This is a genomic window from Alkalimonas mucilaginosa (assembly GCF_036327005.1).
Taxonomy (GTDB): domain Bacteria; phylum Pseudomonadota; class Gammaproteobacteria; order Enterobacterales; family Alteromonadaceae; genus Alkalimonas; species Alkalimonas mucilaginosa.
The window spans coordinates 1-26,350 of sequence record NZ_JAUGZK010000019.1; the positions used below are offsets into that span (position 1 = coordinate 1).

A 26,350-nucleotide genomic window follows, 5' to 3' on the forward strand; every position below is an offset into this window, starting at 1 on the left:
TATCACCTTTTGACAACCTACTCCTGTACCAATAGTTGGGAAGCTCTTCCGGAACCAAATAAATGTATTGCAGTAGGGTTGTTAGCGTTTCAAAATCAGGCTTCTGTTCTGTGAAGAATCGGTTCTGGTGTTTAAGTTCATATCGGAATAAATCCCACTTCTCAGATATATTATCGTCTGCAGACCTTGGCAGAGAAAATTTTTGCCTGACTATATTACCATCATCTAGAATCTCACCAAGTAGCAGTTGAGCAGTCCTGATATCAATTCTGTCTAATGGAAAAAGCTCCCAATCCTCTTGAAATCGCTCAACTAAACTCTTTCCAGTAGAGTCTGGTACATAAGTATCAACTATATTTTCGAATAATTCTTTGAAAAATACCGGCCTTGCCAGCAATTGCTCTTTTGAGCCACAAAGCTCACAGTCACCCTCTGTATCACTATACAAAGGGAAAATTTGTCTGATATAGACGTCATCAAAACAATTTGGACAGCAAAGCATACCTATCCTTGGCTTAACTGAAAATAATTGGAAAGAGTTTCTATATGATGCTGCATAGACAGCTTCTTAACATATCCCAATCCTGGGAAATGCCCTCGGTTCCTTAGGGAAATAAACTCGTCTATCGCCTCTGTTTTGTAAACTTGACTTGCAGAGTTTTCCACTTCAGAGCATAGCTTGTTGAGCGCCTCCTGAAACTTACCCGCCGGATCTGTAGGAGTATCGTACCTATCTGATTTAAAATGATAAATATGCATTTCATCATCTTTATTTCTGTCGATGAATGTAATATGTATCGCAACAGAATATGCCGGGCCGCCTGTTTCAGAAAACTCATCACCAACTATAAGGAAATCTCCAAAGCCATTCATTCCCTCATCCATATATGTTGCATGCAAATCAGAGAAGGTTTCAACCTCAGGATGCAATCTGTTCGCTTGTCGCTTCTTAAACCCATCGCGCAGAAGAATGCGTTTAAAATCTGAGAAGTGTTTGCGATATAACTTACCGCAAAATTGTTCCAAAAATATGTGCTGAGTGTCTTCAGGGTGCTTTTTTATCAGTTCAGCCAAACCTCTTGCATCTGAAAAACCAGCGTGAATTAAGGCAACACGCCTGTTCTTATGGGCTTCACAAAGAGAGGCAATCTCACCTAAGGAAGTCGCTTCTGATAAATGCACACCTACGAGAAATTTGTCATAATCTGCAAAATCATTATCCAGCAAGCTATTAATGGCTTCACTATCTCCTGCATGGTCGCCGTTAGGTGGGTTAACGATAAGGATAAGTTCACCACCCGCATCTTTAACTGTATCAAGTGTTCGCTTCAAACCGTTAAGTGCTTCTTTAACCGGCTCAACTATAGGTGTAAATCCAGAGCTCGCTAATAGTTCAGCATTTTCTCTAATGGTAATTAAATCGTATTGCTTGCCTCGAAAATAGGGATAATACATGAATAATCTAAGTCCATTTAAGTGCTTCAGTAATCGGTGTATCGAACGCATTTACTAATTTTGCGTGATCCATCCGGCGAATTGGCGTTGTCAAAATTGCCGCCTGAAGAGCCCTAGGGGCTTTAGCGACTAAATCTGACAATGGTTTAAGGCTCCGCGTTTCTTTTAGAACCTTGATCATGCATGTGTGTGCATCAGAGGAGCTCAAGGTAGAAAAAATACGCCTTAAGGCACTATATTTTTGTGTATTCGGTACATCTGGAATTTCTATTCCAAGTAGACTCAAAATTTTCTCTGCTTCAATAGTTCTTATCGACTCAAAAATCACTAAGGGATTTACCCTTTCAATTTTTTCTACGGTTTCTCTTATCGTCGATATGTTGAACCTGTTAGTCAGCACCATAATACCAACATCTCTCGGCAACAGGTTCTGCACTGCGTCTAAATGGTTTTGGCCAACAATAACATTTACACACGCAAAAAAATTACGATACTCATCGACTTGCGATATTAATCGACTGAGAGAGTCTCTTTCAGACTTAATCTCATATACAGTAGATGTTCCGTTCAGAATAACAACATCAGCTTTGCACTTCCCAACCCGGAACTCGGTGAGCATTGCCGCGGAATTTAAATTATGTTTGCCTAACAGTACTTTCTGCGTAATAGCTGCTTTATATGAGTATTCATTCCTGAACTGTTGCTTTTTCAGTAAATTAAATGCGAGTTCGTAGACATCGCGCACAGAGGCTGAGCTATCAAGGAAATCAGTAATCGAAGACTCTTTCGCTAAGCGCGAAAATAGCCCTGATCGGCCCTTAGCCGCGAGCTCTTGAACAACTGAGGATGCAAACAGCCTTGAAACTGCTGCAATATTATGTTGTGTATCAATTGACTTAATCATCATCCAGCATCAAAAAATATACTCATTTTAGCTTCATACATTGACTGCACAGATATTGTATCGGAGTAGACTGCCTGCACATGGTTAAAATTTAGTTAAAAATACACTCTTAGCTTGCAAGATTTCAATGTAAAAAATCAAGTAGTTTACTCTCTTTTCTGATGTATCCTACCAATCCTCTTAAACATTGTCTGTATCATCTGCCTGACGCCCCTGCGACTTTATCGGAAAGTCCGGCCAGACTCCTGCCAACTCATATACCTCCTTTGACCACTGCTTAGATAACTCCTGCCGAATAAATTCGGCTAACCACTCACTCGTGGTTAATTGACAGGCTTTGGCGGCAGCTGCTATTTTGCTTTCGCTGTCATCGTCCAGATAAATACTGATCTGCCCCATACGCCACCTCGCTTTACACTAAATACTATCAAGTATAAACGCCCTCTTTTTGACCGTCCATGTGAGCTCCGTTAAGCTGAAGGTATAATAGCACCTTAGGATAAACTGCATCATGCGCACACTCCTAAGCTTAGCAAGCTATCTGCTGGCCGGTTATGGCTTGCTGTGCCTGCTGCTGTATCTGTTGCAGCGCCAGCTGATTTATTTTCCGGTACCGGCTGCCTTGCCGCCAGAACAGCCGCTGGTGTTGCAGCAAGGCCAGCTGCAGGTGCTGGTAAGCCAACAGCCGCTGGCCAGTGACAAGGCTTTGCTGTATTTTGGCGGCAATGCCGAGGATGTGAGTGTTAGCCTGGCGGAGTTTGCTGCAGAATCAAAGGGTTGTTGAAGCTGACGCAAGCACGCAATCAACCACTCTGCCCCTGCTTGCCATCTGGTGCGAGAAGGTTTTCTGGTATAGTATTCAAAGGTATTACCTTCTGATACTCAGGTGGCAAAATGGCAACATCAGTAAAACTTGATGATGATCTGAAAAGCCGGATCCAGCATTTAGCTAAAGTCCGACATCGTTCATCACACTGGATCATGCGCGAAGCGATCCGTGATTATGTTGAGCGTGAAGAAAAACGAGAGTCTTTCAAACAGGACGCATTGCGCGCCTGGGAAGCCTACCAGGAAAACGGACTGCACCTGACGCTTAATGAAGCTGACGCTTGGCTGGAAAAGCTTGAAGCAGGTGAAGATGCAGAGCTTCCCAAGTGTCACGTCTGATCTGGTCTCCGCATGCTCTCGCAGACGTACAGCGACTCTATCGCTTCTTTGCCCAAAAAGATGAGGGTGCAGCACGACGTGCGATAAAAACCATACGAGCAGGCGTGAAAATACTGGCACACCAGCCAGAGTCAGGACGCCCGGTTGTAGATATGGATCCGGTTTTTCGGGAATGGCTGATCGATTTCGGTGGTAGTGGCTATATCGCGTTGTATCGCTTCGATGGTGAAACCGCAACGATTCTGGCTGTGCGGCATCAAAAAGAAGCCGGATATTAGGGGGCGGGAAAATGCAATGCGTACTTTACTAAGCCTAGCAAGCTACCTGTTGGCCGGTTATGGCTTGCTGTGCCTGCTGTTGTATCTGATGCAGCGCCAGCTGATTTATTTCCCGGTGCCGGCGGCCTTGCCGCCAGAACAGCCGCTGGTGTTGCAGCAAGGTAAGGTTCAGGTGCTGGTAAGCCAGCAGCCTCGGACCAGTGACAAGGCTTTGTTGTATTTTGGCGGCAATGCTGAGGATGTGAGTGTTAGCCTGGCGGAGTTTGCTGCAGCATTTTCGGAGCACGCTATCTATCTGATGCATTACCGTGGTTATGGCGGCAGTGAAGGCAGGCCATCGGAACCCGCCTTGATCAGCGATGCGCTGGCTTTGTTTGATCAGGTAAGTCAGCAGCACAGCGACATCACGGTGATTGGCCGCAGCCTGGGTTCGGGCGTGGCGGTGCAGCTGGCAGCGCAGCGACCGGTGCAGCAACTGGTGCTGATCACCCCCTTTGATAGCCTGACCAAACTGGCCCGAGAACAGTTTCCGGTGGTGCCGGTGCGCTCGTTATTAAAAGATCGCTACGAATCCGCCCACTACGCCAGCAGTATCCACACCCCTACCCTGTTGCTGGTGGCGGAGCAGGATGAAATCATTGGCCGGGCGCGCAGTGAGGCGCTGTATCAGGCTTTTGCCCCCGGTAGTGCCCGGATGCAGTTCTATCCTGGCGGGCACAACAGCTATTTGCCCGCCAGTCAGATTGCAGCCTGGCTTTAGCCAGCACCCGGGTAATCAAACACCCAGTTAATAAACAGATTGGTGCCTACCTTAAGCGCCCGCTCATCGGCGTAGAAAAATGGCGAATGGTTGGCTGGCATGCTGGCCGGATCTTTATCCGGCGGCGCTACACCCAGAAACACGAACATACCGGGTACTTCCAGCGCGTAATAGGAAAAGTCTTCCGCCCCAGTGACCAGCGGGCTTTCATGCACCATCTGCTCACCTGCCACATCTTTGGTCGTAGGTAGCATTTTTGCTACCAGTTCCGGGCTATTGATGGTGACCGGATAGCCTTCGATAATACTGACCTCAGCAGTTGCGCCAGTGACATGAGCAGAGGCCTCTGCCGCCTGAGTCAGTTGGCGGAAGATCTGCTGACGGATGTCCATATCGAAGTTACGAATGGTACCTTCCAGATACACCTCATCCGGAATGATGTTGTTGCGTACTCCACCTTCCACAATGCCAAAACTTACCACCGCTGGTGCCCGGGTAATATTGATTTGCCGGCTGACGATGGTTTGCACATTGTTGATAATTTGCGCTGCCGCAACAATGGGATCAACGCCGGCCCAGGGTGAAGAACCATGCGTCTGCTGCCCTTGAACCCGGATCTCAAAGCGATCCGACGATGCCATCAGGGGACCCTTGCGATAGCCAATCACCCCCACTGGGGCCTGACCCCAGACATGAATACCAAAAATCGCATCCGGTTTCAGCTCGGCAAACAGGCCTTCGCGCAGCATCAGCTCGGCGCCACCTTCTTCACCGGGTGGTGCTCCTTCTTCTGCTGGCTGGAAAATAAACATCACGGTACCAGCTACTTGTTGCTTGTGCTCTGCTAGATACTCGGCCGCCCCCATCAGCATAGCGACATGCAAATCATGGCCACAGGCATGCATCACTCCGACTTCATTGCCACGGTACTCACCAATGACAGTAGAACGAAAAGGCACATCGGTTTGCTCGGTGACCGGCAGAGCATCCATATCGGCCCGCAGGGCTATCACTGGCCCGGGCTTGCCTCCGCGCAATATTCCCACCACACCGGTATGGGCAATTTCGGTTTGCACCTCCATGCCCAAAGCCAACAAATGCTCTGCAACTAAGGCAGCCGTTCGAAACTCGCGGTTACTAAGCTCCGGATGCTGGTGAATATCGCGCCGCCAGGCAATCACTTTTTGTTCCAATTCAGGGCTGATAGCTGGCCGGGCGACCGGCTCAGCCTGCAGTGTGGCCGGCAGACACAGAACAATGGCCAGCAATGAGATCCGAAGCATACTTTTCTCCTGTAGCGATAATGGCTTTGAGCTTAGCCGCAATCTTGAGCCTAAGCAATGCTCTTAGTCCTAATGCTCTTAGTCCTGCGGGTCCTGTTGTTTTTCAAGGCCTTCTTTGATCATGCTTTCGGAGGACTGGGTGGGTAACATCACCGTAGCACTGGCACGCCGCTGCCGCTGGCGGCGGTCAAAAAAGCGTAAGTACAGCGCCATGGTGCCCACAATGACCGGCAAACTGGCAATAAACCAGAAAAACACCTGGGTACCGACAAAGTGCATTAACAGGCCGGATATCAGCAAGCCACAGATCGCGCCCTGACCATTGGCCCGAACCAAAGCACTGCTGGCTCCAACCATCTGCTCTTTACTGAGATAGTCATTGGTGTAAGCCACCACCATCGAGAAAATCGGCAGCATCACAGCACCAAACACGAAGTAGCTGACATAGAGCAGCAGAATTTGCGAACTCTCTAAGCTGGAAATCCATAATGCCATAGCGCAGGAGGCGAAAGCACAGCAGGCAATCACCAGCCGCCGGTCGAAACGATCAGATAGCTTGCCGAGTTGGAACTGGAAGCACAAAGAACCAAAAATAAGGCAAGCCACCAGATTGGCAATTTGCGTTAACTCCAAGCCGAGGCGGGAAAAATACACCGGCCCAAGACCGAATAAAGACGCATAAGCAAACTGCATTAAAAAACAGCCAATGATGCCCAATGGAGCGACCCGCATCAGCTCGCTGGCCCGCATTTTTTGCGGTGGCCCAAAAGAAGGTGTGGTGGTGGGTGTAATCAGCAGCGGGATCACGGCAGCACTGATTAAAATAGACACCAAAGTAAACTGAATAAAGTCGCGGGGGTCGCCGATGTAAAGCAAAAATTGTCCCAGACCGATGCCACCAAACAGCATCATCACGTACAGCGACATCAGTTTGCCACGATTTTGATTGGTCGCCCCAGCATTGATCCAGCTTTCTGCGATGACAAAAATAGCGGAAAAACAAAAGCCTGACACCATCCGCAGCACAAACCAAACCCCGGTATTGACCCAGATGGCATGCACCAGAATACTAATGGATGCCAATGCCGCCAGGGCGGCAAAGGCCCGGATATGGCCGACCCGGTGGATCATCTTGGGTGCCCTAATGGCTCCGAGCAAAAAACCAATAAAATAGCCAGCCAGAATCATGCCGGTACTGGCACTGCTAAAGCCTTCCATTTCTGCCCGAATGGACAGCAAGGTATTTTGCAAGCCGGTGGTCATGCCAACAATCAGCATACCCAGCAGCAATGGCCAGATGGTTCGAATCATCGAAAACAAAGCAAAGTCCTTGTAGTAAATGCCGGAACTTGAAATAAAGCACTGAAGTTCAATAAGATTAGCAAAGCCAGGTTACGCAGACCAGTGCTAGTGTTAACCGGAGCACTAAGCCAAACAGGGTACACCCAAAGCAAACTGGTGTTCTGTGCCGGTCTGTGGCAGGCTGCCAAAAAACCAGGGAGTAAAGCATAGCATGAATCACCTTATCCGCCTTTTGATCTTCGTCAGTATTGGCGTATTGGCAGCCGCCTGCTCTGAACCGGGCAGTGTGACCGAACCTGCCCAACCAGATCCATTGGCAGCCCTAACCGATAGCGAACGCGAACTGCTGCGCCAGGGCGAAGCCAGAGCCCGCAGCTGTGCAGCCTGCCATGGCCCGCAGGGTATTTCCCGTAACCGCATGTACCCCAGTATTGCCGGTATGAGCAGCCAGGATATGATCACCGCCTTGCACGCCTATCAAAGCGGTGAACGCAGCAACCCGTTAATGTCACCGCAGGCGCGGGGCTTATCGGAGCAAGATATTGAGTTGCTGGCGGCCTACTTTGCCATGTTACCAGCTGCCACACCCTCACCTTAAGCGGCATGGATTCGGTCGCCAACCTGCTCTGTCAGCTCAGTGGCTTTGACAGAGCCCATCAGCTTTGCCAAGATAGCAGCACTTTCACCCACCCGCTCTACGGGAATCTGGATTATGTTGCATAAAATGACCCGACCTATCTTGCTGCTAGCACTTAGCCTGATGCTCAGCGCCTGCTCTCCCGAGCCCGACGTAGCTGTTAGCACGCTGGGGCAAGATCATGGTGATAGCTTTCAACAGGCGCAGCAACAAGGACGAGCCAATCTGACGGTGCTTTATGTGCCTGCTGAAGGATTTGCCTACACCAATGCGGCCGGCGAACTGACCGGTGTCAGTGTTGAAATTATGCGGGATTTTGTCCGCTGGGCCGAGCGGCATCACCGTATCCGGCTTGAACTCGACTTTGTCGCCGAAACCAACTGGCAACACTTTTACCAGCGGGTGATGCAGGGCGAAGGTGGCGTATTTGGCCTTGGCAATGTCACTATCACAGACGCTCGTAAACAAGAACTGCAATTCTCTCCTCCTTACATGAATAATGTCGCTGCACTGATCACACATCAAGATATTGCTGAATTGCAGGATTGGGCTGACTTTCCTAACCAGTTTGCTGAGCTTGAGCCATTGGCGTTTTCCGGTACCTTGCATGAAGTACGGATCCGGCGCCTTCGGGACAGCTATCAACCAGACTTAGCCATTCAGCGTGTGACGTCCAACCCGGATTTACTGGAACTGGTCGCATCTGGCACCTTCTACAGTTATGTTGATGCCTACAATTACTGGCGCGCCCGTCAGGCTGGCATGCCACTGCGGGATCATCCACTGGCGGCTGAAACCGATGAGACCTTTGGCTTTATTATGCCGCTCAACAGTGACTGGACACAGTTTATGCAAGCTTTTTTTGCCGCCGAAGGTGGCTACCGTAACAGTGCCAGCTACCGTCAGATCATGCAGCAACATCTGGGGCATGAATTGGCAGAGCTATTACTTGGCCATCCATAAGTACGACCGGAGTCAATCAGAATGATGTCGATGAAAACAGCTATTTATCAATGGCTTGGGCTGCTTTTGTTATGCTGCTGGCTACCGCTGGCACACGCTGAACTGACCCACCCCCAAGCCCAATTGGCACACTTTAGCGCCGAAGATATTTTCGAGCTGGAGTTTGCCAGTGATGTGCAAATTTCGCCGGATGGCCAGTACATTGTGTATGTGCGTAACAGCAACAACATTCAGCAGGACAATACGCAGCAGCGTTTGTGGATCCTGGATACCAGCACCGGTCAACACTGGCCACTGCTGGATGATGAGTTTCAGTACAGCCAGCCACGCTGGGCTCCCGATAGCAACCGCATTGCCTTTATTTCCAATCGCAGTGGCAACCATCAAATTCATGTGCACTGGCTGGCACAACGCCGCACAGCACGTATCAGTAATCTGACACAGCGCCCCGAGCACCTGAGCTGGTCGCCAGATGGCCAGCAACTGGCATTTTTGATGGAGGTTGCTGCGGAACCAACAGACTTTGCCCGCAGTGTTTACCGCCCCAAAGCACCGAAAGGCGCAGAATGGGCCGATACTCCCACCATCATTGAACGCACTTATTATCAGCAAGATGGTCAAGGCCTGCTGGTGTCGGGCTATCGGCAAGTCTTTGTGCTGCCAGCCTCGGGCGGAAGTGCCCGTCAGTTAACCGAAGGTCCTTATATGCACCAGGGGCCTTTGGCCTGGGCACCTGATAGCCAGCACATTGTCTTTGCCGCAAATCGCAACAGCGATTGGGAATACCACCCACGCCAGAGCGACCTGTATCAGCTTCAGTTGAAAGATGGCAAGGTGCAACCCCTGCTGACTGGCGATGGACAACACCACCATCCGGTATTTTCACCGGATGGCTTGCAGCTGGCGTTCTTGCATGCATCGGCAGAGCCGGTGGCTTATCGCAACAGCAAGTTGCAACTGCTGGACATGCGTAGCAGACAAGTAGAGCCCTTGCTGAAAGAGCTGGATCGCTCGATCAGCAACCCAGTGTGGCAGGACAACCAGCAATTGGTGTTTCAGTACGAAGACCGCGGCCTGACCAAAGTAGCACGAGTGACACTGCGTAACCGCATGGCTGATCTGGTGAATGATGTATCCGGCGCCAACTCTGGCCGGCCCTATTTAAGCGGCATGTTCAGCGTATCAGATAAAGGCCAGCTGGCTTATACCCGGGGCTCATCACAACGACTGGCCGATGTCGCCATCTGGCAGCATGGTCAGGTGCGTAACCTGACCCGGCTGAATGAGGATCTGCTGGGCCAGCGCCAGCTCGGCAAGGTGCACGAATTTACTTACCGCTCCACACTGGATGATGAGGAAATTCATGCCTGGTACATTACTCCACCGGGTTTTGATCCCAGCCAGAAATACCCACTGATCCTGGAAATCCATGGTGGCCCACACCTGCCATATGGCCCGCACTTTTCCGCCGAGCTGCAGCGCTATGCCGCCGAAGGTTATGTAGTGCTGTACAACAATTACCGTGGCAGCACATCCTATGGTGAGCGCTTTGCGCTTTTACTGCAAAACAAATACGCTTCGACCGATGATTTTACCGATCATATGTCTGGCGTCGATGCGATGATTGCCAAAGGCTTTATTGATCAAAACAATTTATTTATTGCCGGCGGTTCAGCCGGTGGTATTGCCACTGCTTATGCGATTGGCCTGACCGATCGTTTTAATGCCGCCGCTGCCACCAACCCGGTGATCAACTGGGTCAGCAAGGTGCTGACAGCCGACAGCTATATGGCACAGATCCAGAATCAGTTCCCCGGCATGCCCTGGGAGCAGCATGAGCATTACTGGCAACGCTCGCCGCTATCGCTGGTGGGCAATGTGACAACCCCCACCCTGCTGTTTACCGGAGAACTGGATCGCCGCACCCCGATGGCCGAAACCGAGCAGTTTTATCAGGCCTTACGCTTGCGGCAAATCGATACCGCTATGGTGCGGGTACCTGGTGCTTATCATGGCGTTTCCAACCGCCCCAGCCGGATGATTGCCAAAGTCGAGCACACCCTGGCCTGGTTTGCCCGCTATCGGAAAGATTAATCAAGGCAGCATCAGTCCCGGTTGGTCTAAGCCGGGACTTATCCCCCCTTACCTGAAAAGCCCTACCAAAACTTATTCCAGAACAATAAAATCATCGTCAGTCTGGTCTAGACTTAACGCCATCTATCCTATTGCATAAATCAGGGAGTCTTTATATGGCGTCGCACAACCCGCATCGCGTTTACATTCCAACCAATGCCCATTCCAACCAGTATCTGTTGGCCGAAATCAAACTGGACGATGGCTTTTACAGCCATTATGCCAGCGCGGATGACTGCTATCAGGGGTTGTCTCAGCAGCTGTTTCAATTGGCCGATGCTTTGGAGCTGCGCAATGTGCACTTGATTGCCAACGATAAGCTGCCGGTGGTGCGCTTTCATACCGAGTCCTACACCTTTCAAACCGAGAAGCAAATTCTGTTTTTCTACAATCCTAAATACCATGAAGGCCAAAATCTCTTTGCCACCCCAGGCTACCAGGCACGGAAAATCCGCTTGCTGTTTCTGGCCACCGGTGAAGAACTGCGCAGCCAGGCCGCCAACTTCCACGGCAAGGTGGTACAACTGCTAAAGCAACTGAAAGAACAGCTGGCCGAGCCTTGTGCCATCAAGCTGCGCGATCATCAACACCTGTCGTACGATCTCTTTGCCAAAACCAAAGGCCATAAAGAAAGCTACGGTTACAAACTGCGTGGCTTATATCCACGCTATCAGGCCAGGCAGTGTGAGCTGCCGGCCGAGCACAGTGAAATTACTTATGTCACCGTCACGCTACCGCTAAGCCGGACGCTGAAACAACAGCTGCTGCATGAACGCAGCAACGACTTCAGCCCGCTGTATCAAAGCTTGCAGGATAAATTTCAGCAAGCCTGCGCTGGCAAAAAACTGGACCGACTGGCAATGGTCGCCAACGGCCTTACCCCGCTGGTGCGCAACAGCAAATGGGATCAGCACGATAAAAACCGTGAGCTGCAAAAAATCAGCTTTAACCCGGATTGTACCGAGCCGCAGTACCTGACCTTCTGGCAGGCCGATAATCTGGTAGAAAGCGCGCATTTTGTGCTGGTGGCAAGCAAGGAAGACCACACTGAAATGGGCTATGGCCGTTTTATGAACCAGGTGGAAGAAGCACTGCGCAGCTTCAGCAAAAGCATCGGCTTTGATGGCAACCACCAAAACCTGACGGTGCGGTTCTTCCAGCATATTAGCTATGTGCTCTAGCTGGATGCACTGACATTTCAGTGGCGGGGACATAATCCCCCCGCCACATTGTTGCAATTTGGTTTAATTTTTTTATTCGGTTAGTATACAATTGCCAGCCAAAAAGGAACTTTTGCCTGGACAAAGCCAATGCACCCATTCACTTTTAGCCACCCTGAACGCATTCACAGCATGGATGTGCTTCGAGGTATCGCTATTTTGGCGATTTTCTGGTTGAACCTCCCCGCCTTCAGCATCCCACTGGAATTCGCGCATAGCCTTGGCTGGGATCAGGGCCAGATCAGCCAAAGTGATCGGATGTTTTTTAGTCTGAATACTTTATTATTGGATGGCACTTTTATAACGCTGTTCACCCTGTTGTTTGGCGCAGGTATGGCGCTGCTGCACCAACAAACCGGCCCAGCCTATCTGCAACGGCGTCTGTGGTGGCTGTGTTTGTTTGGCCTTTTGCACCTGGTGTTAATCTGGCCTGGTGATATTCTGCTGAGCTACGCCCTCTCAGGTGGATTTATTCTCTATCGGGGTTATCTGGAGCTGGGGCAGCAAGAGCTCAGGCAAAAAGTTAAAAAGTTTGCTGTCATCACTCTGCTACTCTATACAGTTTTCACTTTATTGCTGGTGGCAATGATGCTGTCAGAAGAAGGGTTTTCTTTAGCCATGAGTGCTGAGGAAATAGCAGCAGCAAAAGCTCTTCACAGCGGACCTTATGCTGCTATTTTGCGACAACATTTCACGGAAGCAGTGATGCTGCTGATCAGCTTTCCATTATCACTGCTCTGGTTGAATCTGAGCCTGATGCTACTGGGGGTTTACTTGCTCCGCAGCAACTGGTTTCAAACCGGCTTTAACCGCGAAACTACCCTGATGCTGGCGTTTGGTGGCATCACACTGAACGGTCTGACGCTCATGCTGGCTCTGACCTCTGATTTCCAAATCCAGCTGCAAAAGCAAGCTTTCTGGTCGCCTTTTGCCGCTGCGATGCTGGCCCTCAGTCTTGGCAGTGTGGTGATCCATAGCCGGAGGGCAAGTAAGGGCTGGCTGCAAAGCTGGCTGGCTCCTTGTGGCAAAATGGCTTTTACGCTGTATCTGAGCCAGAGCCTGGTGATGGTTGGGTTATTACGCTTTGTGGTACCGGATTGGTATCTAACCCTGACGAAAACAGACATGGCTCTGATTGCTATCCTTGGCATAGGGCTGCAACTGCTGCTGGCGCGCTGGTATTTACAGCGATTTCAGCAAGGTCCTTTGGAAACTCTGTGGCGCAAACTGAGCCAACGCCCGGCAAACAAAAGTCCAGTAGAGGTAAAGCAGCCATAACGCGGCTCTAAACGCACCCAAGAAACCGATGGCCATCACAGGCGATCGGTTTATACTATAACTTTGTGTTGCTTCTTGTTCGGATTATGACTTCTTACACTATCCTGGCAGCTCCGGTCGACCACCAACTCAGTGAAAAAAACAGCGATTTCCTAACCTTTTTGCAGCCGGTGCAAAACCGCGATGAAGCCATGCTGTGGGTTGAGCAGTACCGTAGCCGTTACCGCGATGCCAGCCATGTCTGCTGGGCTTATAGCATCGGCAATACCCGCCATCCCGAGGCGCAGGCCTGCAGCGACGATGGAGAGCCGAGCGGCACGGCTGGCCGGCCGATGCTGCATGTGTTGACCGAGCGTGAGCTCGGCAATTGCCTGGCGGTGGTGGTGCGTTATTTTGGCGGTGTGAAGCTGGGTGCCGGAGGTCTGGTACGGGCTTATTCGGCCGCGGTGTCGCAAGCGGCTAACCTGGCTGAGCTAGCCCCCGTCAGCCCACAAACCGAGCTTAGTATTCAACTTGGTTTTGCCGATGAAAGCAAAGTACGGCAGCTGCTGAGCCAACATCAGGGCGAGTTATTAAGCAGCGATTACAGCCACCAGGTCACCCTGACCATCCGCCTACCACAAAGCGCTGAAGCCGTCTTTTGCCAGCAACTGAACAATCTAACCGCAGGCAGTGCCGTCATTCTGGAATAACCTGCACCATTCTTTCTTTTGGACGAAAAAATTATTTCATTTGGACGAAGGTTAATTTACTCTTAGACGATTACAAACCATTGATTTTTTGAGCATGAGGTTGCTATTACCTCAGTTGGCTGACTCACTCGCTGGCCGTATGGAAATTATTCAATTACGTCCTTTAGCACACATTGAAATTAGTGGCTTTGACAATACTTTTTTCAGCGACCTCTTTAGTGCCGGATTTAATAAGACCACCCGCCCAGCCAGGTTTCCACGTCTGGGCAAACACTTGGCTGAATTGATCTGCATGGGTGGTTATCCGTCAGCGATTGCTCGCAGCAGTCCCAAACGTCGCAGGACATGGTACCGCGATTACATCACAACCATTATCCAGCGCGACGTTCGCGATATTGCAAAGATACACCACATCGATATTCTACCAAGATTATTGGCTTTGGCAGCTAGCCAAACAGCACGCCTGTTCAACTCAGCCGATTTAGCCTCTCCATTCTCACTTAGCCGGCCTACCATCAGGGATTATCTGACAGTACTTGAACAGCTGTTTTTACTGGAGCAGTTGCCCCCCTGGCATAGTAATCGGTTAAGCCGTTTAATCAAAACACCTAAGATGCACCTGAATGATACAGGACTAGCCTGCGCCCTACTGGGTGTGGATAGCGATACTGTATGGCAGGATAAAGCCATGCTGGGGCAATTACTAGAAACCTTTATTTACCAAGAATTAAGGAAGCAAGCGGATTGGCATCAACAACCATTGAGCCTGTTCCACTTTCGGAATAAAGATCAAGTAGAAGTGGATATTGTTATCGAGCAAGGTCGCCATCTGGCAGGGGTTGAAGTGAAAGCTGCCGCAACTGTTGGATTATCAGACTTTAAAGGACTGAGCAAACTAAAAGAAAGCTATGATAGTCAGTTTGTATGCGGTGTCGTCTTTTACGATGGAGAAACCATCCTTCCCTTTGGCGACAAATTATTTGCTCTGCCAATTTCCATGCTCACATCAACAACTACCGCCTAACCGTTAACAGCGTCACTCAACACAGCTTTGAAACTGGCATTTCCAACAATTCCATGGATAATAACCAGCAGAACACGACACAAACAGAACCCCATGCCGCCATGAGTTGGCGACAGACAGGATGCGCTATGTCTCAATTACTTCGTATTGTGCTGATCCACACCCACCTGCCTGGTGTGGTGGAGTTGCAGCTGGATCAACACACCAATATTTGCGGTACCAATGCCTCGGGCAAAACCACCCTGCAGCGGCTGGTACCGGTATTTTATGGCGAGCAGCCAAACCGGGTGGTACCCAAAACCCGCAAAAAGTTTGATGAGTTCTACCTGCCTTATTCCAACAGCTACCTGGTGTACGAATACCAGCGCGACAATGGCGAGATCTGCCAGGTGGTGCTGACCAAAAAAAGCGATGGCGGCGTCGAGTACCGCTTTGTCGGCGCGCCCTACCAGAGTGACTTCTACCTGCAGCAAAGCGATGATGGTGTCAAAGCTCTGAGCTACAACGACTGGGCCAGCGCCATGCGCGCCCGGCCCGATGTACAGGTGTCCGCCAAAATCAGCGCCACCAGCGAGTACCGCAGCATTATCCAGAACGATGCCGCTGCGCTACGTGGCAACAATGCCGACAGTGTCAAACTGCGCCGGTTGGCCGCCAGTTTTAGCCTGGTCGCCAGTGGTCATAAGCTGCGTCATATCGAAAAACTGGTCAGCGCCGTCCATGCCAAAGAAGGCAAGATGGACACCTTAAAAGCGATGCTGGCAGCTATTTTTGAAGAAGATGGCGTCACCCTGCCGACCACCAAGGTAAAAAACACCAAGGCGCGGGACTGGATCCAGCAAATGCGCCAATCGATGCGACTGGACCGCTTGCAGCAGGATTTCGAGCGGCTGCAGCAACTGGCACTGCAACTGGATGGGGCTGAAGCCCTGTTGGCGGCGTTGCTGCCCCTGTTGGAGCAGGATGAGCAGCAGTTAAAGCAACAACGCGCCGATGCCGAACAACAGGTGCAAAACCTGCGCCAGCAGCTGCAAAGCGCCAAAGAGCAGTACCAGCAGCAACAGCTGGAGCAGAGCAGCCAGTTGGCTAAAGTCGAAGCCAGCCTACATGAAACCTCAGCCCGGCTCGATCGCTTGCAGCAACAGTTTGATGACTTTGACAGCAAAGACATGCCGAAACTGCAGCGCGATACCGATGCGCTGCCACTGTGGCGCGAGACCCTGCAGGAGCTGGCTGAACAGTACCAACTGATGGTGGAGCAGCATGGCGATATGGAGCGGCAGCTGGAGCAGCGTAAAGCCAAGCTGGCCGAGTCCTTTAACCGCTTAAGCGAGCAGCACAGAGCCAAAGCCAAGCAACTGCAGCAGCAAAAAGATCAGACCCGCGAGCAGCAGGACAGCAAACTGGCCACGCTGGAACAGGCCTTTCAAAGCCGCTTGCAGGAGCAACAACAAACCTTCGCCACTCAGCTCAGCGACTGCCAAAGTGCCATTGCTGTGCTGCAAAGCCAGCTCAGCGCCTCGCCGCTGACCGAAGCAGAGCACGACGAGCTGCGCGCCGCCGAACTGCGGTTGGAGCAAGCCCAGCAGCAAGCGCAACAGCAAGCGCGGCAGCTGCAGCAATTGCAGAAGCTGCACCAGCAAGCGCAGCAGCAACGCGAGCAGGCCGACCAGCAACTGGAAGCGAGCCGCAAAGCCCAGCACAGCGCCGAGCAGCAACTGCACCACCTGCAGCGCCAGTTAAGCCCCGAGCAAGGCAGTTTGCGCCATTTCCTGCGGCTGCATTACCACGGCTGGGAGCAGAAACTGGGCAAGGTACTGGACGAGCGTCTGCTGGAACGGCACGACTTGCAGCCGCATCTGCTCGATTTGACCGACAGCCTCTATGGCTTGCAGCTGGATTTAGCCGCCATCGACACACCGGATTACGCCCAGGACGAAGCGGCTATTCGTCACCGGCTGCACAGTGCCGAACAGCAGCTGGAGCAGGCCAACGCCAGCAAAGCAGCGGCTGAAAAAGCGTTAAAAGACAAGTACGAACAGGCCGAGCTGGCCCGTGCTCAACTGGAGCAGGCCGAGTGGCAACTGACCCAGTACGAACAAAACATCGACTACGCCCGCGATGCCCGCAATCGCCTGGAAGCCCAGCAACGCGAGCTGGTGAAACAGCGCCAGGCCAATGTGCGCTCTGAGCTAAGTGCCCGTCAGCAGCAGTTGGACAAACTGCAACAGCAGCAGCAACAGGATCTGGCCGCGTTAAAGGACGATCACAACAGCCAGAAAATGGAGCTGAAAGCCGACTGGCAGGCCGAGCTGCAGGTGTTCGACGAACAGATGGACGAGTTGGAGCGTCAGCTGGAGCGTAAGCGCGAAGACAACAAAAGCCAGCTGCGCGAACTGCAACATGCTTTTGCCGAAGAGCTGTCCGCCAAGGGCATTGATCCGCGCCGCCTGGCCGAGCTGCGGCAAAAGCAGGAGCAACTAAAAACCGAGATCCAGCGCGTGACCGAGCGGCAGAACGAGCTGAGTGCCTGGCAAAGCTTTATGCAACTGGACTGGCAACAACTGCGGCCGCAGTTGCTGGAGCAGGAAACCTCACTGAAGCAGCAACAGCGCAGCAGCCGTCAGGCGCTGGAGCAATTAAAAGCCGATTACAGCCAGCAGCAAAAGCAGCTGGATGCCCAAAAGCAACAGCATCAGGAGCAGATGCAACACGCCGAGCAACGACTAACGCAATTAAAGCCGTGCTTAAGCAAGCTGGCCGAGCTGCATCTGAGTACCGTCAAACCAGCCAGTCTGGCGGCCTGTGCCGATGTGATTGAGCGATTGTCCCGCAGCAACGAAGCACTGGAGCAGCGCAGTAAACTCGATAGCGCACTCAAGCAGGCGATGGAGCAGTTTGAAAGCATGCTGAGCAAAGATGCCGGCCCCGAGTTCCTGGACCGGCTGGAGCATGAAAAACGCAAACTGCCCGACTACGCCGGTAAGCGCGAGCAGTTGCCGATCCTGTCCGATTTGCTGCGTATTCTAAAAGATGCCCAGCAGCAGTTGCTGGAGATGGGCGAGAACATCGGCGGCGATCTGAAAAAGTTCTTTACCGTCTTTAGCGACATCAACCGCCGTATTGCGCTGCAAAGCCGCCGCTTAAGCGAAGCCGTGGCCGATGATCTGGTGCTGGAAGGCATCAGCCGCTCGGAAGTACGGATTTTATCCACCATCGACGAGCTGGGTTTCTGGCAGCCGCTAAAACACTTCGCCAAACTGTACGATGACTGGGGTTCCTCCGGCAAAGCCCTGCCGTCGGAGCAGTACCTGAATGCCCTGGCCGATGTGGTCGAGCTGCTGCGCGCCGACGAGCAGTACAGCATTGAGTCCTTGCTGCGACTGGAGCTGCATTTAAGCGAAGGCGGCTCTGAGCTGGTGATCAAAAACGATCGCCAACTGCTGGAGTCCTCCAGCCATGGCATGGCCTACCTGATCCTGTGCAAATACCTGCTGGCCTTTACCCGTTTGCTGCGGGGCGATGCCAAGGTCAGCATTCACTGGCCAATTGATGAAATCGGTACCCTGGCCTACCACAACGTGGAAAAGCTGTTCCAGGCCTGCAGCAGCAACGACATCGTGATTGTCGGTGCCTTCCCGAATCCGGAGTCCGATGTATTGATGCTGTTCCAGCACCGCTATCTGATTGAGCCCAGCCAGCAGGATCCGAGTAAACGGCAGCTCAAGCGCATTCAACCCAAAGTCAGCCGCCTTGCTGAGCGACTGGCGCAGAAACAGCAGGAGGCCAGCTGATGCTGCAACACGGCCCTTTATTGGAACGGCTGCTGGCCGGTGACTTTATCTGTCAAATCAGCGACGAAGATGCCTTCCGTCATCTCAGCCAGGAGCAAACCCAGCAGGAGATCAACCACTACCTGCGGCCACTGAACCGCCGGCTGGTCAGCAACGACGATGGCTCGGTGTTTTACCTCGGTTACCACGAGCTGACCAAGGAAGCCCGTGAGCATTTAAGCAGCCAGTTTGCGCTAACGGTGCAATCCTTGCTGCCACTGCTGGAATGGCTGCAACTGGTGCAGGAAACCCTGGGCCGCGACAGCGCCCTGACAGCTGGTGATACCATCAAGCTGCAGGAGTTTGTGCTGCGCACCGAAGACAACCAGAGCCTGCGCCAGCGGCTGAATGCGCTGGCCAGCGACCGTTTTTTCAACAGCCAGAGCGAGCAACTGGACAACCAGGTGAAACTGATTTTCCGCCGCTTAAAAGAGCACGGCTATCTGCTGCAACCGCACAGCGAGCGTCAGTACTACATCGTCACCGGCAAAATTGATTATCTGCTGGATGTGATCCGCTTTATCCGCGATGAAGAGCAGCTGCCGGTGGACGATACTCCCAGTCAGGAGGCGCTGCTCTGATGGCCCCGCTCGACTCACAGCTGGCCTCGAATTTATTCAGCATCGGTGCCGAGCGCCTGGCTTTGCTGGGCAAACACCACAAGGCGCTGATGCAGGGTTATCTGGATGGCCATATCGATGAAACGGTTTTTAGCGAAAGCGCGCTGAAAAAGCTGATTGCCGCCCGTATTTTATGGCGGCCGGATGAGCAGCAGCCGCTGGCACTCAGGCCTTTGGTCAGCGAACTGATTGCCAGTATGGTGGCCGATGAAAACCGCCGCCAGATCAATGCCGATGTGGCCGAGAAGCTGGAGCAAATCCGCAACCGGGTACAGGCCTACCGCGATGCGCAGTTCAAAGGCGATTACAGCGTGGCCGAGCTGCAACTGCAGCGCCTGACCGAGCATGTGCACGATTTAAGCGGCCAGTTTGAAGAGGCCATCGACAGCCTCTGGCACCGGCTGAACAGCGACTTTGGCTTTGTCAGTAGCCTGGACGATAAAATCCGCGAAAACGAACGGGCGCAAAAGCAGCTGCGCCGTTTGCTCGACGGCCTGGATTTGCTCGATTTCAACGAGCTGATTGAGCTATCGGAAGGCAACAACCACCTGCGTAAACTGCTGGTCAGCCAGCTGCAAAACCAGCTCAGCTCGCACCACAGCAGCTTGCTGGAAGTGCAAAAACGGCTGGTGCAGTTGCTGGCCAAGTTCCGTCAGCAGCAGGCCCGTTCGCTGTTAATTGCCAATATGGCGGCCTTTTTGCGCCAGCATCCGAAATACCAGCCAGCCGATTACCCCAATCGCTCCGAGTTACCGGCGTTGTTCAATCAGGCTGCAGCGATTCGGCCACAGGCCGCCATTGCGCTGGATAAAGCCAGCGAGCGGTCGGTGCTGGCCGAGTTGGTACGCTCCCTGCCAAGGCCCAGCAGCATTGAACTGCCGGAGCAGCACAGCGCCAGCTTTGCGGAGCTTTTGGCCGATGAAGAAATCGCCGCCCGTCAACAGGCACTGAAAACCGATGTGGAAAACTTCTACCTGCGGGTGATTGATCAGGGCGGCAAACTCAGCGCGCTGGATTATTTAGAGCAACAAAAGCTGGCATGGGACAGCGAGATTTGGCTCTATCAAATCATCGCCGAGTACCAGGCGCTGCCGGTAGAAGAAAAGCAGATGTTTGCCATCCGCCGCGATGAAGCACCTGCCAGTACTGTCAACCAGTTGCTGCTGATCCGCGATATTCAGATCGCGCTCAAGGCAGCCTGATGCAGTCAGCCTTGGGGTTGCAGGCCCTGAGCTGGCTGCGCCAGTTGGAGCAACGCCTTAAGGTTAGTGGCAGCGAAGCCGTAAACCCTGGTAAAAAAACGGCCGCGCAGGTGGTTCACTGGTGCATTGAGCAGGAGCTTTTACCAGCCCACAGTGCCAACTTACCTAAAGTCCGCTTTGATCTGGCGCTGCTGGCCGCTATTGCCACAGCCCAGCACCAGCTTGGCCAGGCCTGTTTTCGCGATAATCTGGCAGCGCAAAGCCGGCTGGCAGCGGCCAAAGTCAGTCAACAGGAATTAAAAAGCGCTGGCTTAAAACCGCGCCAGCAGCGGGTACTGCTGCGTTTAAATCAACCAACGCAGCAAGCAGTCCTTCATACAGAATTCATCGACACCGACTGGCAACAATTACCACTGCAAACATTCGACGCCCTGCTGGTAGTGGAAAACCTCGATTGTTTTTACCAACTGGCACAATTCAAAATAGAGCTACCCTACCAACAGCCGTTGGTGATTTATCGCGGCGATAAGCTCTACAGCAGTGGTAGCAAAGCTTTGAAAGCCGAATGGTTGCAGCACAACAAACCCGCTATTTACTTCGGTGATTTTGATGGCAAAGGCGTTAGCATCGCGCTAAACGAAGGCTATCAAGCCATGCTACTGCCAGCCTTTGCCAAGCTGCAACAACAGGCCAGTGCAGCCATGCTGCCCGATAAACAGCTAAAATTCCTGCCCGCCATCGAACAACGCCCGGCCAGCCCCGCCTTTCAACTTTACCAACAGCTGCTTTGCCAGCAGCTCAAAGGACTACGACAACAACAGATGCAGGGGATGGTGCTTGACCCCATACGTTTAATCGGAGCTTGACTCCCTTATCACCCCAACCTTAGTGGTGCACACCAATACAATCCCCAACCAGCTAAACCAAATAATCTGCAACAGGCCAAAGGCGTCTTTTAAATAAGGCACGGTATGCAGCACGGTGAGGATCCCCATAGTGCCTATCAGCAGCCCCAAAAGATGCAGGGCTTTCGGTAGCCATTGCTGTTTAAGGCCGGCAATACTGAGCAGCAAAACCCAAAGCCCCCCGACCAATTCAATGCCGCCTCCAAGAGCACTGGTTATCAGCCGGAAGCTATGGAACAGCGCTTCGGCCTGTATCGGATCGGTATTGGCCAGCTGTATCAGCCGGTCCAGTCCAATCAGGTAGGTCATGCCGGTGGCCATCATCAGCGTGACCCAGATCCAGCCAAAACGATCCGCTAACCCCGCCAGGGCAGCTTGTTTATTCGGTATCGCCTGCTGCAAAGCCTGCAAGCTGATGGCTAACAAGATCCCAAACAGCAGATAACCCAGGCTGTAACTGATGGCAAACAGCAACCGACCTTGCTGCAAAAACTCGATTCGCCCCAGGGTGTCCAGCCCGGCCGGGGCTGACACCAGCCCAAAGAAAATCACAAACATCGACACATAGCACAGGGCCATGCCGATGGTGGCTATGCCCCCAAGCCGCATAAAGCTTGTTGAAGGTGCTGTGCTGGTTGAAGGTGCCAAATTGCCTGACGCTGCCAATGAAGTCGCTTGCATAGATTTCTCCTGCGGTTAAAAGTAAAGTGTCCTCAGGGCGCACTATCCGCGATTAAAGCGCTGTCTGTCGTCCGGGACGATAAGCGCGGACAGTTTTTTTCTAGGGGCGTCCCAGAAAAAGCCGTACACTAAGTCTCAAATACCACGAAGAGAGTGCACGCCTTGCTTGATAAGCTAAACATGGTTGAGCCAAGTCTGGCCCAGTTAAATCTGGCTGAATTAAGTCTGGGCACCGCAGCACTGGCCGTGCTGGGGTTTAGCCTGCACCTGCTGTTGCTGCGAGTAAAGCAGCAGCCTTACGTATCCCCCTTGCTGCTTGCCTTAATGGCACTGGCGCTGATTGTCACTGGCCCGCTGATTTTTCAGCTGGCACCAGGCTTGATCTTCCTGTACATCGCAGCCTTGCCGGTGGCTTTTTTTGCCTTGCCACCCAGCCTGTACCTGTATGCCAAAGCGCTAAGCACCCGCACTGCATGGCGCTGGCAGTGGCGGGATAGCGCCAGCTACTGGACTCAGTTGCTGGCCATCCCGCTGGCCGTGCTGATTTATACCCTGCCCGAAGCGGAGCAACAGGCGCTGTTTTTCGCAGACTCTGCCCCACTGCAGGGCCAAGCGCTGATCACCGCGGTGCTGTTTTGGCTAGCGACCCTGCTCTGGCTGGCAATTAGCCTCTGGTATTTGCTTCGCATCAGCCGGCGGTTACAGCGTTATCGCCAGCAATTAAGGCAAGTGTTTGCGGCCGATAGCGGCAAAAGGCTGTACTGGCTCGATGGGTTGATGGCTGCCCTGTTGCTTAGTTGGGGCTATGCGGTGCTGGTATTGCTGGCTGGTGAGCGGCTGGCATCGCCCTGGCTCAGCGATACCGGCGTGCTGCTGTTGGCATTGCTGCTGGTATGGCTGCTCTGTTACTGTGGTTTGCAGCAGCAGCCGGGTTTTGCCGAGGTATTCAGTAAGGCCGATAGCCAAGCGACAGAAACGCAAAAAGCTGAGGAAGTAAAACCAGCCGGTGCCGACAAATACCAGCGCTCGGCGTTAGGAGAAGCGCAAACGGAGCGGATCGCGAACAAGCTGCAGCAAGCGGTGTACCAGCAACAGCTGTACCTGGATCCGGCGCTTACCTTATACAAACTGGCCGAGCAGCTTGGGGTATCGCCGCAGTATTTGTCGCAGACCTTAAACCAACGGTTGCAGCAATCCTTCTACGACTACATCAATGAAGCACGGGTCGCAGCTGCCAGGCAGCTATTGCAACACAGCCAGGACAGCGTACTCAGCATCGCCATGGCGGTTGGCTTTAACGCCCGTTCGTCTTTTTACAAAGCCTTTAAAGCCAGTACCGGCCTGACCCCGGCACAGTATCGGGCACAAAATCAGACTCAGGCTGCTACAGCCATGGATTAAACGCTGGCCGGATAAAACCAGGCATTTTTAATCCGGCCAGCTTCAACTTCGTATACCACCGCCACTTCGGATGGTGTCTCGCTTAGGCCATAGACCCGCTCGTGATCAATCACCTTGTTGCCGGCCACCATCCGGCTTAGCACTTGGGCGCGAAGCGCAGGCAAGGTAAAGCGCTCACTGGCATAGAACTGCCGCAGTGCGTCTAGCCCCTGCAGCGCCGGGGCGCTTGCCGGCATGCGGTAAATGGCGATATCCGGGTGATAACAGCGGCAAAATGCCGCTAAATCTTTGGCATTGTAGGCATCGAGCTGGCGCTGCACCGGCTCGGCCATATCTGCGGCCACCTGCAGGTTTTTGTGCATAAAGCAGCTGTTGGCATCTTCCGGGTAATCGGCAAAAGGACCGCAAAACACAAAGCCGGCGCTTTGGTACAAAGAACGGGCTGGCTGGAAGAAATCCATCGAGCCGGTTTCCAGATAGAGATCGGTGATGCCGCTGGCCGCAGCTTCGGCCAACACATGCTGCAGCAAAGCCCGGCCAATCCCTTTGCCTCGCACCTTGGGATCGGTACGCATCGATTTTATTTCACCCATGCTGGCACTGTGCTGCTTTAAAGCGACGCAGCCCAGCAATACATCGTTTTGCCAGGCAGTCCAGAAGCGAATATCCGGTGCTTTTAGTTTGGTTAAGTCCAGCGCATGCACACTCTCGGGCGGCGAGGTGGCGTACATATCGGCCAGATGGCCCTGCAGCAGCTCGATGACGGCGGCAGATTCGAGCGGGTCCAGCTGAATGGTGATCATGGCTTGCTTATCCTTTTGCCGGTCGTCCGACACCGTTCCAGCACCTGCTCCACCGACATACACAGCGTTTGTTCGGTAAAAACAGCACTTTGCAGTGCCAACAAACGCTGACACAGCGCGTCGTCATCCAGCAGCAACCTGGGCCGCAATTTTTTGTGCTGAAGTTTTTGCAGCATGTCTTCAATGGCAAACACCGCTGTTAGGTCCATGTAATCGACCCCGCGGCAATCCAGCACGATGTCGTGGGTATCCAGTACCTGGTCGACCTTGTCCATCCGATCCAGCATCTCGGCCATTGAGCCAAAAAACAACGGGCCGCTCAAGCGTACCAGCCGTACCCCAGGATGCTCTGGATCATCCGGTACATCCAGCAGTTCGTCGTCTTCGAGATGAATGTGGGCCGTTTTGGCCATGCGCCAGGTCACCAGGCCCATCGCCAGCACCACGCCCACGCCGACGGCGATCACTAAATCCACCAATACCGTCAGGGCAAAGACGCTGAGCATAATGATCACTTCCGGCTTAGGGGTACCGGAAATGCGTTTCAGCAAGCGGTAATCGAGGATATCGAGCCCGACTTTGACCAAAATACCGGCCAACACCGCCAGCGGAATCTGCGCTGCCAAAGGGCCCAGCCCCAGTAATAAGGCCAGCAAAAACAGCGCATGCACCATGCCGCTTAACCGGGTGCGGCCACCGGCATTGACATTGACCACAGTACGCATGGTCGCGCCAGCCCCCGGCAGGCCACCGATAAAGGAGCACAGAATATTGCCAAGCCCCTGCCCTATCAGCTCTTTATTCGGTTTATGCCGGGTACGGGTGATGGAGTCGGCCACCAGCGAAGTGAGCAGGCTATCGATGGTGCCAAGCAGCGCCAAGGTAAGCCCCAAAGTGAAAATCAGGCTCCACTGCGCCAGGCTAAACTGCGGCAGATGAAACTCCGGCAGGCCGGTTGGGATATCACCAATTACCGGCACCTGCCACTTCAGCAGCACCGCGGCCAGGGTACATAAACAAAGCGCCAGTAAAGGCGATGGCAGGTAACGGCTGATGCGCATCGGGGTAAACCAGACAATGGCGAAGGTCATTAGCCCAAGTGCTAAAGCCTGCAGGTTCAGCTCTGCCAGCGTATCCGGTAATTTTGCCAATGCCCGCAGCGGCGAGGGTGACGGCGCTGCCCCCATTAAGGGCGCCAGTTGCAGCAAAATAATGATCACCCCAATGCCGCTCATAAAGCCGGAAATAACCGGATAAGGTATGTAGCGCACCAGGCCGCCTACTTTGAGCAAACCCAGCGCAATTTGCAGCACCCCACCCACCAGCACCACCGCCAGCGCCATTTGAAAGCTGCCACCTAAAGCCGCAATAGCCGAGGCAAACACCACCGTCATCGGGCCGGTTGGGCCGGAAATCTGTACCCGGGTGCCACCAAACAATGCGGCTACCAAGCCCAGCGCTATAGCACCATAGAGACCGGCGGCAGCACCTGCGCCTGAAGCTACGCCAAAAGCCAGCGCCAAAGGCAAAGCAACGATGCCGGCGGTTAAACCACCAAACAGATCGCCACGTAAGGTTGCGGCAGAATAGGAAGAGTGTATTGCCATGAGCTCGTCTTTTATCGATGTTATCTGTAAATTTTGCCGATAATTGCAGCAAATCCACGCTGAAGTGTCGCTAAGTTACCGGTTAAAGGCCGTTAAAACAAGGCGGATCAGTTGGTTTGAGCCTGCCAGTGCAAGGGTACGCCAGGCCGGGCCATAAGCTCCGGCTGGAAACCTTGCTGCCAGCACAGCCAATCTGGCTATA

General features: G+C 52.8%; 24 protein-coding genes and 2 pseudogenes. 16 read left to right on the plus strand and 10 right to left on the minus strand.

Going from position 1 to position 26,350, the window contains the following annotated elements:
• The 4 genes and pseudogenes from QWF21_RS16955 to QWF21_RS16970 all read right to left on the minus strand — a co-directional run.
• Positions 1 to 502: pseudogene (locus tag QWF21_RS16955) on the minus strand (RES domain-containing protein); the annotation flags it as partial.
• A gap of 2 nt (positions 503 to 504) precedes the next feature.
• Positions 505 to 1,455, minus strand: a complete 951-nt coding sequence (locus QWF21_RS16960) for a sce7725 family protein (RefSeq protein ID WP_330089243.1) — start codon at positions 1,453 to 1,455, stop codon at positions 505 to 507.
• Between the two features lie 7 nt (positions 1,456 to 1,462).
• Positions 1,463 to 2,362, minus strand: coding sequence for a sce7726 family protein (locus tag QWF21_RS16965; protein WP_330089244.1), 900 nt, complete (start codon positions 2,360 to 2,362; stop codon positions 1,463 to 1,465).
• Positions 2,363 to 2,539: 177 nt separating this feature from the next.
• Positions 2,540 to 2,758 (minus strand): CopG family transcriptional regulator, encoded by a 219-nt coding sequence (locus QWF21_RS16970; RefSeq protein WP_330089245.1) that lies wholly within the window; start codon positions 2,756 to 2,758, stop codon positions 2,540 to 2,542.
• A 112-nt stretch (positions 2,759 to 2,870) separates the two neighbouring features.
• Here QWF21_RS16970 and QWF21_RS16975 point away from each other — a divergent pair, with 112 nt between their 5' ends.
• The 4 genes from QWF21_RS16975 (at position 2,871) to QWF21_RS16990 (ending at position 4,564) form a co-directional block, all read left to right on the plus strand.
• Entirely contained in the window at positions 2,871 to 3,143 is a 273-nt protein-coding gene (locus tag QWF21_RS16975) for a hypothetical protein (RefSeq protein ID WP_330089246.1), read from the plus strand.
• 110 nt (positions 3,144 to 3,253) lie between these two features.
• The gene (locus QWF21_RS16980) at positions 3,254 to 3,526 is read left to right on the plus strand and encodes a CopG family ribbon-helix-helix protein (RefSeq protein WP_330089247.1); all 273 of its coding nucleotides are present in this window, start codon (positions 3,254 to 3,256) and stop codon (positions 3,524 to 3,526) included.
• Entirely contained in the window at positions 3,514 to 3,804 is a 291-nt protein-coding gene (locus tag QWF21_RS16985) for a type II toxin-antitoxin system RelE/ParE family toxin (RefSeq protein WP_330089248.1), read from the plus strand. The genes QWF21_RS16980 and QWF21_RS16985 overlap by 13 nt, the downstream gene beginning before the upstream one ends.
• A 16-nt stretch (positions 3,805 to 3,820) precedes the next feature.
• The gene (locus tag QWF21_RS16990) at positions 3,821 to 4,564 is read left to right on the plus strand and encodes an alpha/beta hydrolase (protein ID WP_330089249.1); all 744 of its coding nucleotides are present in this window, start codon (positions 3,821 to 3,823) and stop codon (positions 4,562 to 4,564) included.
• Here QWF21_RS16990 and QWF21_RS16995 read toward each other — a convergent pair.
• Complete coding sequence (locus QWF21_RS16995) at positions 4,561 to 5,847, minus strand: amidohydrolase (RefSeq protein ID WP_330089250.1); 1,287 nt, start codon at positions 5,845 to 5,847, stop codon at positions 4,561 to 4,563. The two genes, QWF21_RS16990 and QWF21_RS16995, sit on opposite strands and share 4 nt — an antisense overlap.
• Positions 5,848 to 5,925: 78 nt before the next feature.
• Positions 5,926 to 7,158, minus strand: a complete 1,233-nt coding sequence (locus QWF21_RS17000; RefSeq protein WP_330089290.1) for an MFS transporter — start codon at positions 7,156 to 7,158, stop codon at positions 5,926 to 5,928.
• A 202-nt stretch (positions 7,159 to 7,360) separates the two neighbouring features.
• Here QWF21_RS17000 and QWF21_RS17005 point away from each other — a divergent pair, with 202 nt between their 5' ends.
• The 11 genes from QWF21_RS17005 to QWF21_RS17055 all read left to right on the plus strand — a co-directional run bounded on the left by QWF21_RS17005 (position 7,361) and on the right by QWF21_RS17055 (position 21,617).
• Positions 7,361 to 7,747 (plus strand): c-type cytochrome, encoded by a 387-nt coding sequence (locus QWF21_RS17005; protein ID WP_330089251.1) that lies wholly within the window; start codon positions 7,361 to 7,363, stop codon positions 7,745 to 7,747.
• Positions 7,748 to 7,861: 114 nt separating this feature from the next.
• Positions 7,862 to 8,749 (plus strand): substrate-binding periplasmic protein, encoded by an 888-nt coding sequence (locus tag QWF21_RS17010; RefSeq protein ID WP_330089252.1) that lies wholly within the window; start codon positions 7,862 to 7,864, stop codon positions 8,747 to 8,749.
• Between the two features lie 21 nt (positions 8,750 to 8,770).
• Positions 8,771 to 10,843 carry a S9 family peptidase gene (locus tag QWF21_RS17015; RefSeq protein WP_330089253.1) on the plus strand — a complete coding sequence of 691 codons (2,073 nt, stop codon included), beginning with the start codon at positions 8,771 to 8,773 and terminating at the stop codon, positions 10,841 to 10,843.
• A 155-nt stretch (positions 10,844 to 10,998) separates the two neighbouring features.
• Positions 10,999 to 12,063 carry a DUF3083 family protein gene (locus tag QWF21_RS17020; RefSeq protein WP_330089254.1) on the plus strand — a complete coding sequence of 355 codons (1,065 nt, stop codon included), beginning with the start codon at positions 10,999 to 11,001 and terminating at the stop codon, positions 12,061 to 12,063.
• Between the two features lie 129 nt (positions 12,064 to 12,192).
• Complete coding sequence (locus QWF21_RS17025; RefSeq protein ID WP_330089255.1) at positions 12,193 to 13,380, plus strand: DUF418 domain-containing protein; 1,188 nt, start codon at positions 12,193 to 12,195, stop codon at positions 13,378 to 13,380.
• Between the two features lie 86 nt (positions 13,381 to 13,466).
• Positions 13,467 to 14,072 (plus strand): YigZ family protein, encoded by a 606-nt coding sequence (locus QWF21_RS17030; protein WP_330089256.1) that lies wholly within the window; start codon positions 13,467 to 13,469, stop codon positions 14,070 to 14,072.
• 139 nt (positions 14,073 to 14,211) lie between these two features.
• Positions 14,212 to 15,096, plus strand: coding sequence for an ATP-binding protein (locus QWF21_RS17035; protein ID WP_330089257.1), 885 nt, complete (start codon positions 14,212 to 14,214; stop codon positions 15,094 to 15,096).
• Between the two features lie 128 nt (positions 15,097 to 15,224).
• A complete protein-coding gene (locus tag QWF21_RS17040) occupies positions 15,225 to 18,890 on the plus strand; it encodes an ATP-binding protein (RefSeq protein ID WP_330089258.1) in 3,666 nt (1,221 codons plus the stop codon).
• Entirely contained in the window at positions 18,890 to 19,510 is a 621-nt protein-coding gene (locus QWF21_RS17045; RefSeq protein ID WP_330089259.1) for a hypothetical protein, read from the plus strand. Before QWF21_RS17040 ends, QWF21_RS17045 begins: the two co-directional genes overlap by 1 nt.
• Positions 19,510 to 20,751: a hypothetical protein gene (locus QWF21_RS17050; protein WP_330089260.1), complete on the plus strand. Its 1,242-nt coding sequence runs from the start codon at positions 19,510 to 19,512 to the stop codon at positions 20,749 to 20,751. Before QWF21_RS17045 ends, QWF21_RS17050 begins: the two co-directional genes overlap by 1 nt.
• Positions 20,751 to 21,617, plus strand: a complete 867-nt coding sequence (locus QWF21_RS17055) for a DUF7281 domain-containing protein (protein WP_330089261.1) — start codon at positions 20,751 to 20,753, stop codon at positions 21,615 to 21,617. The genes QWF21_RS17050 and QWF21_RS17055 overlap by 1 nt, the downstream gene beginning before the upstream one ends.
• Here the strand turns inward: QWF21_RS17055 and QWF21_RS17060 are convergent.
• A complete protein-coding gene (locus QWF21_RS17060; RefSeq protein ID WP_330089262.1) occupies positions 21,603 to 22,337 on the minus strand; it encodes a hypothetical protein in 735 nt (244 codons plus the stop codon). The two genes, QWF21_RS17055 and QWF21_RS17060, sit on opposite strands and share 15 nt — an antisense overlap.
• A gap of 180 nt (positions 22,338 to 22,517) precedes the next feature.
• Here QWF21_RS17060 and QWF21_RS17065 point away from each other — a divergent pair, with 180 nt between their 5' ends.
• Positions 22,518 to 23,738: a helix-turn-helix domain-containing protein gene (locus QWF21_RS17065; RefSeq protein WP_330089263.1), complete on the plus strand. Its 1,221-nt coding sequence runs from the start codon at positions 22,518 to 22,520 to the stop codon at positions 23,736 to 23,738.
• Here the strand turns inward: QWF21_RS17065 and QWF21_RS17070 are convergent.
• The 3 genes and pseudogenes from QWF21_RS17070 to QWF21_RS17080 form a co-directional block, all read right to left on the minus strand.
• Positions 23,735 to 24,100: a nuclear transport factor 2 family protein gene (locus QWF21_RS17070; RefSeq protein ID WP_330089291.1), complete on the minus strand. Its 366-nt coding sequence runs from the start codon at positions 24,098 to 24,100 to the stop codon at positions 23,735 to 23,737. The two genes, QWF21_RS17065 and QWF21_RS17070, sit on opposite strands and share 4 nt — an antisense overlap.
• Positions 24,086 to 24,538, minus strand: a pseudogene (locus QWF21_RS17075) (GNAT family N-acetyltransferase); the annotation flags it as partial. The gene QWF21_RS17070 and the pseudogene QWF21_RS17075, both read right to left, overlap by 15 nt.
• Positions 24,538 to 26,148: a SulP family inorganic anion transporter gene (locus tag QWF21_RS17080; protein ID WP_330089264.1), complete on the minus strand. Its 1,611-nt coding sequence runs from the start codon at positions 26,146 to 26,148 to the stop codon at positions 24,538 to 24,540. The gene QWF21_RS17080 and the pseudogene QWF21_RS17075, both read right to left, overlap by 1 nt.
• Positions 26,149 to 26,350 lie beyond the last annotated feature (202 nt).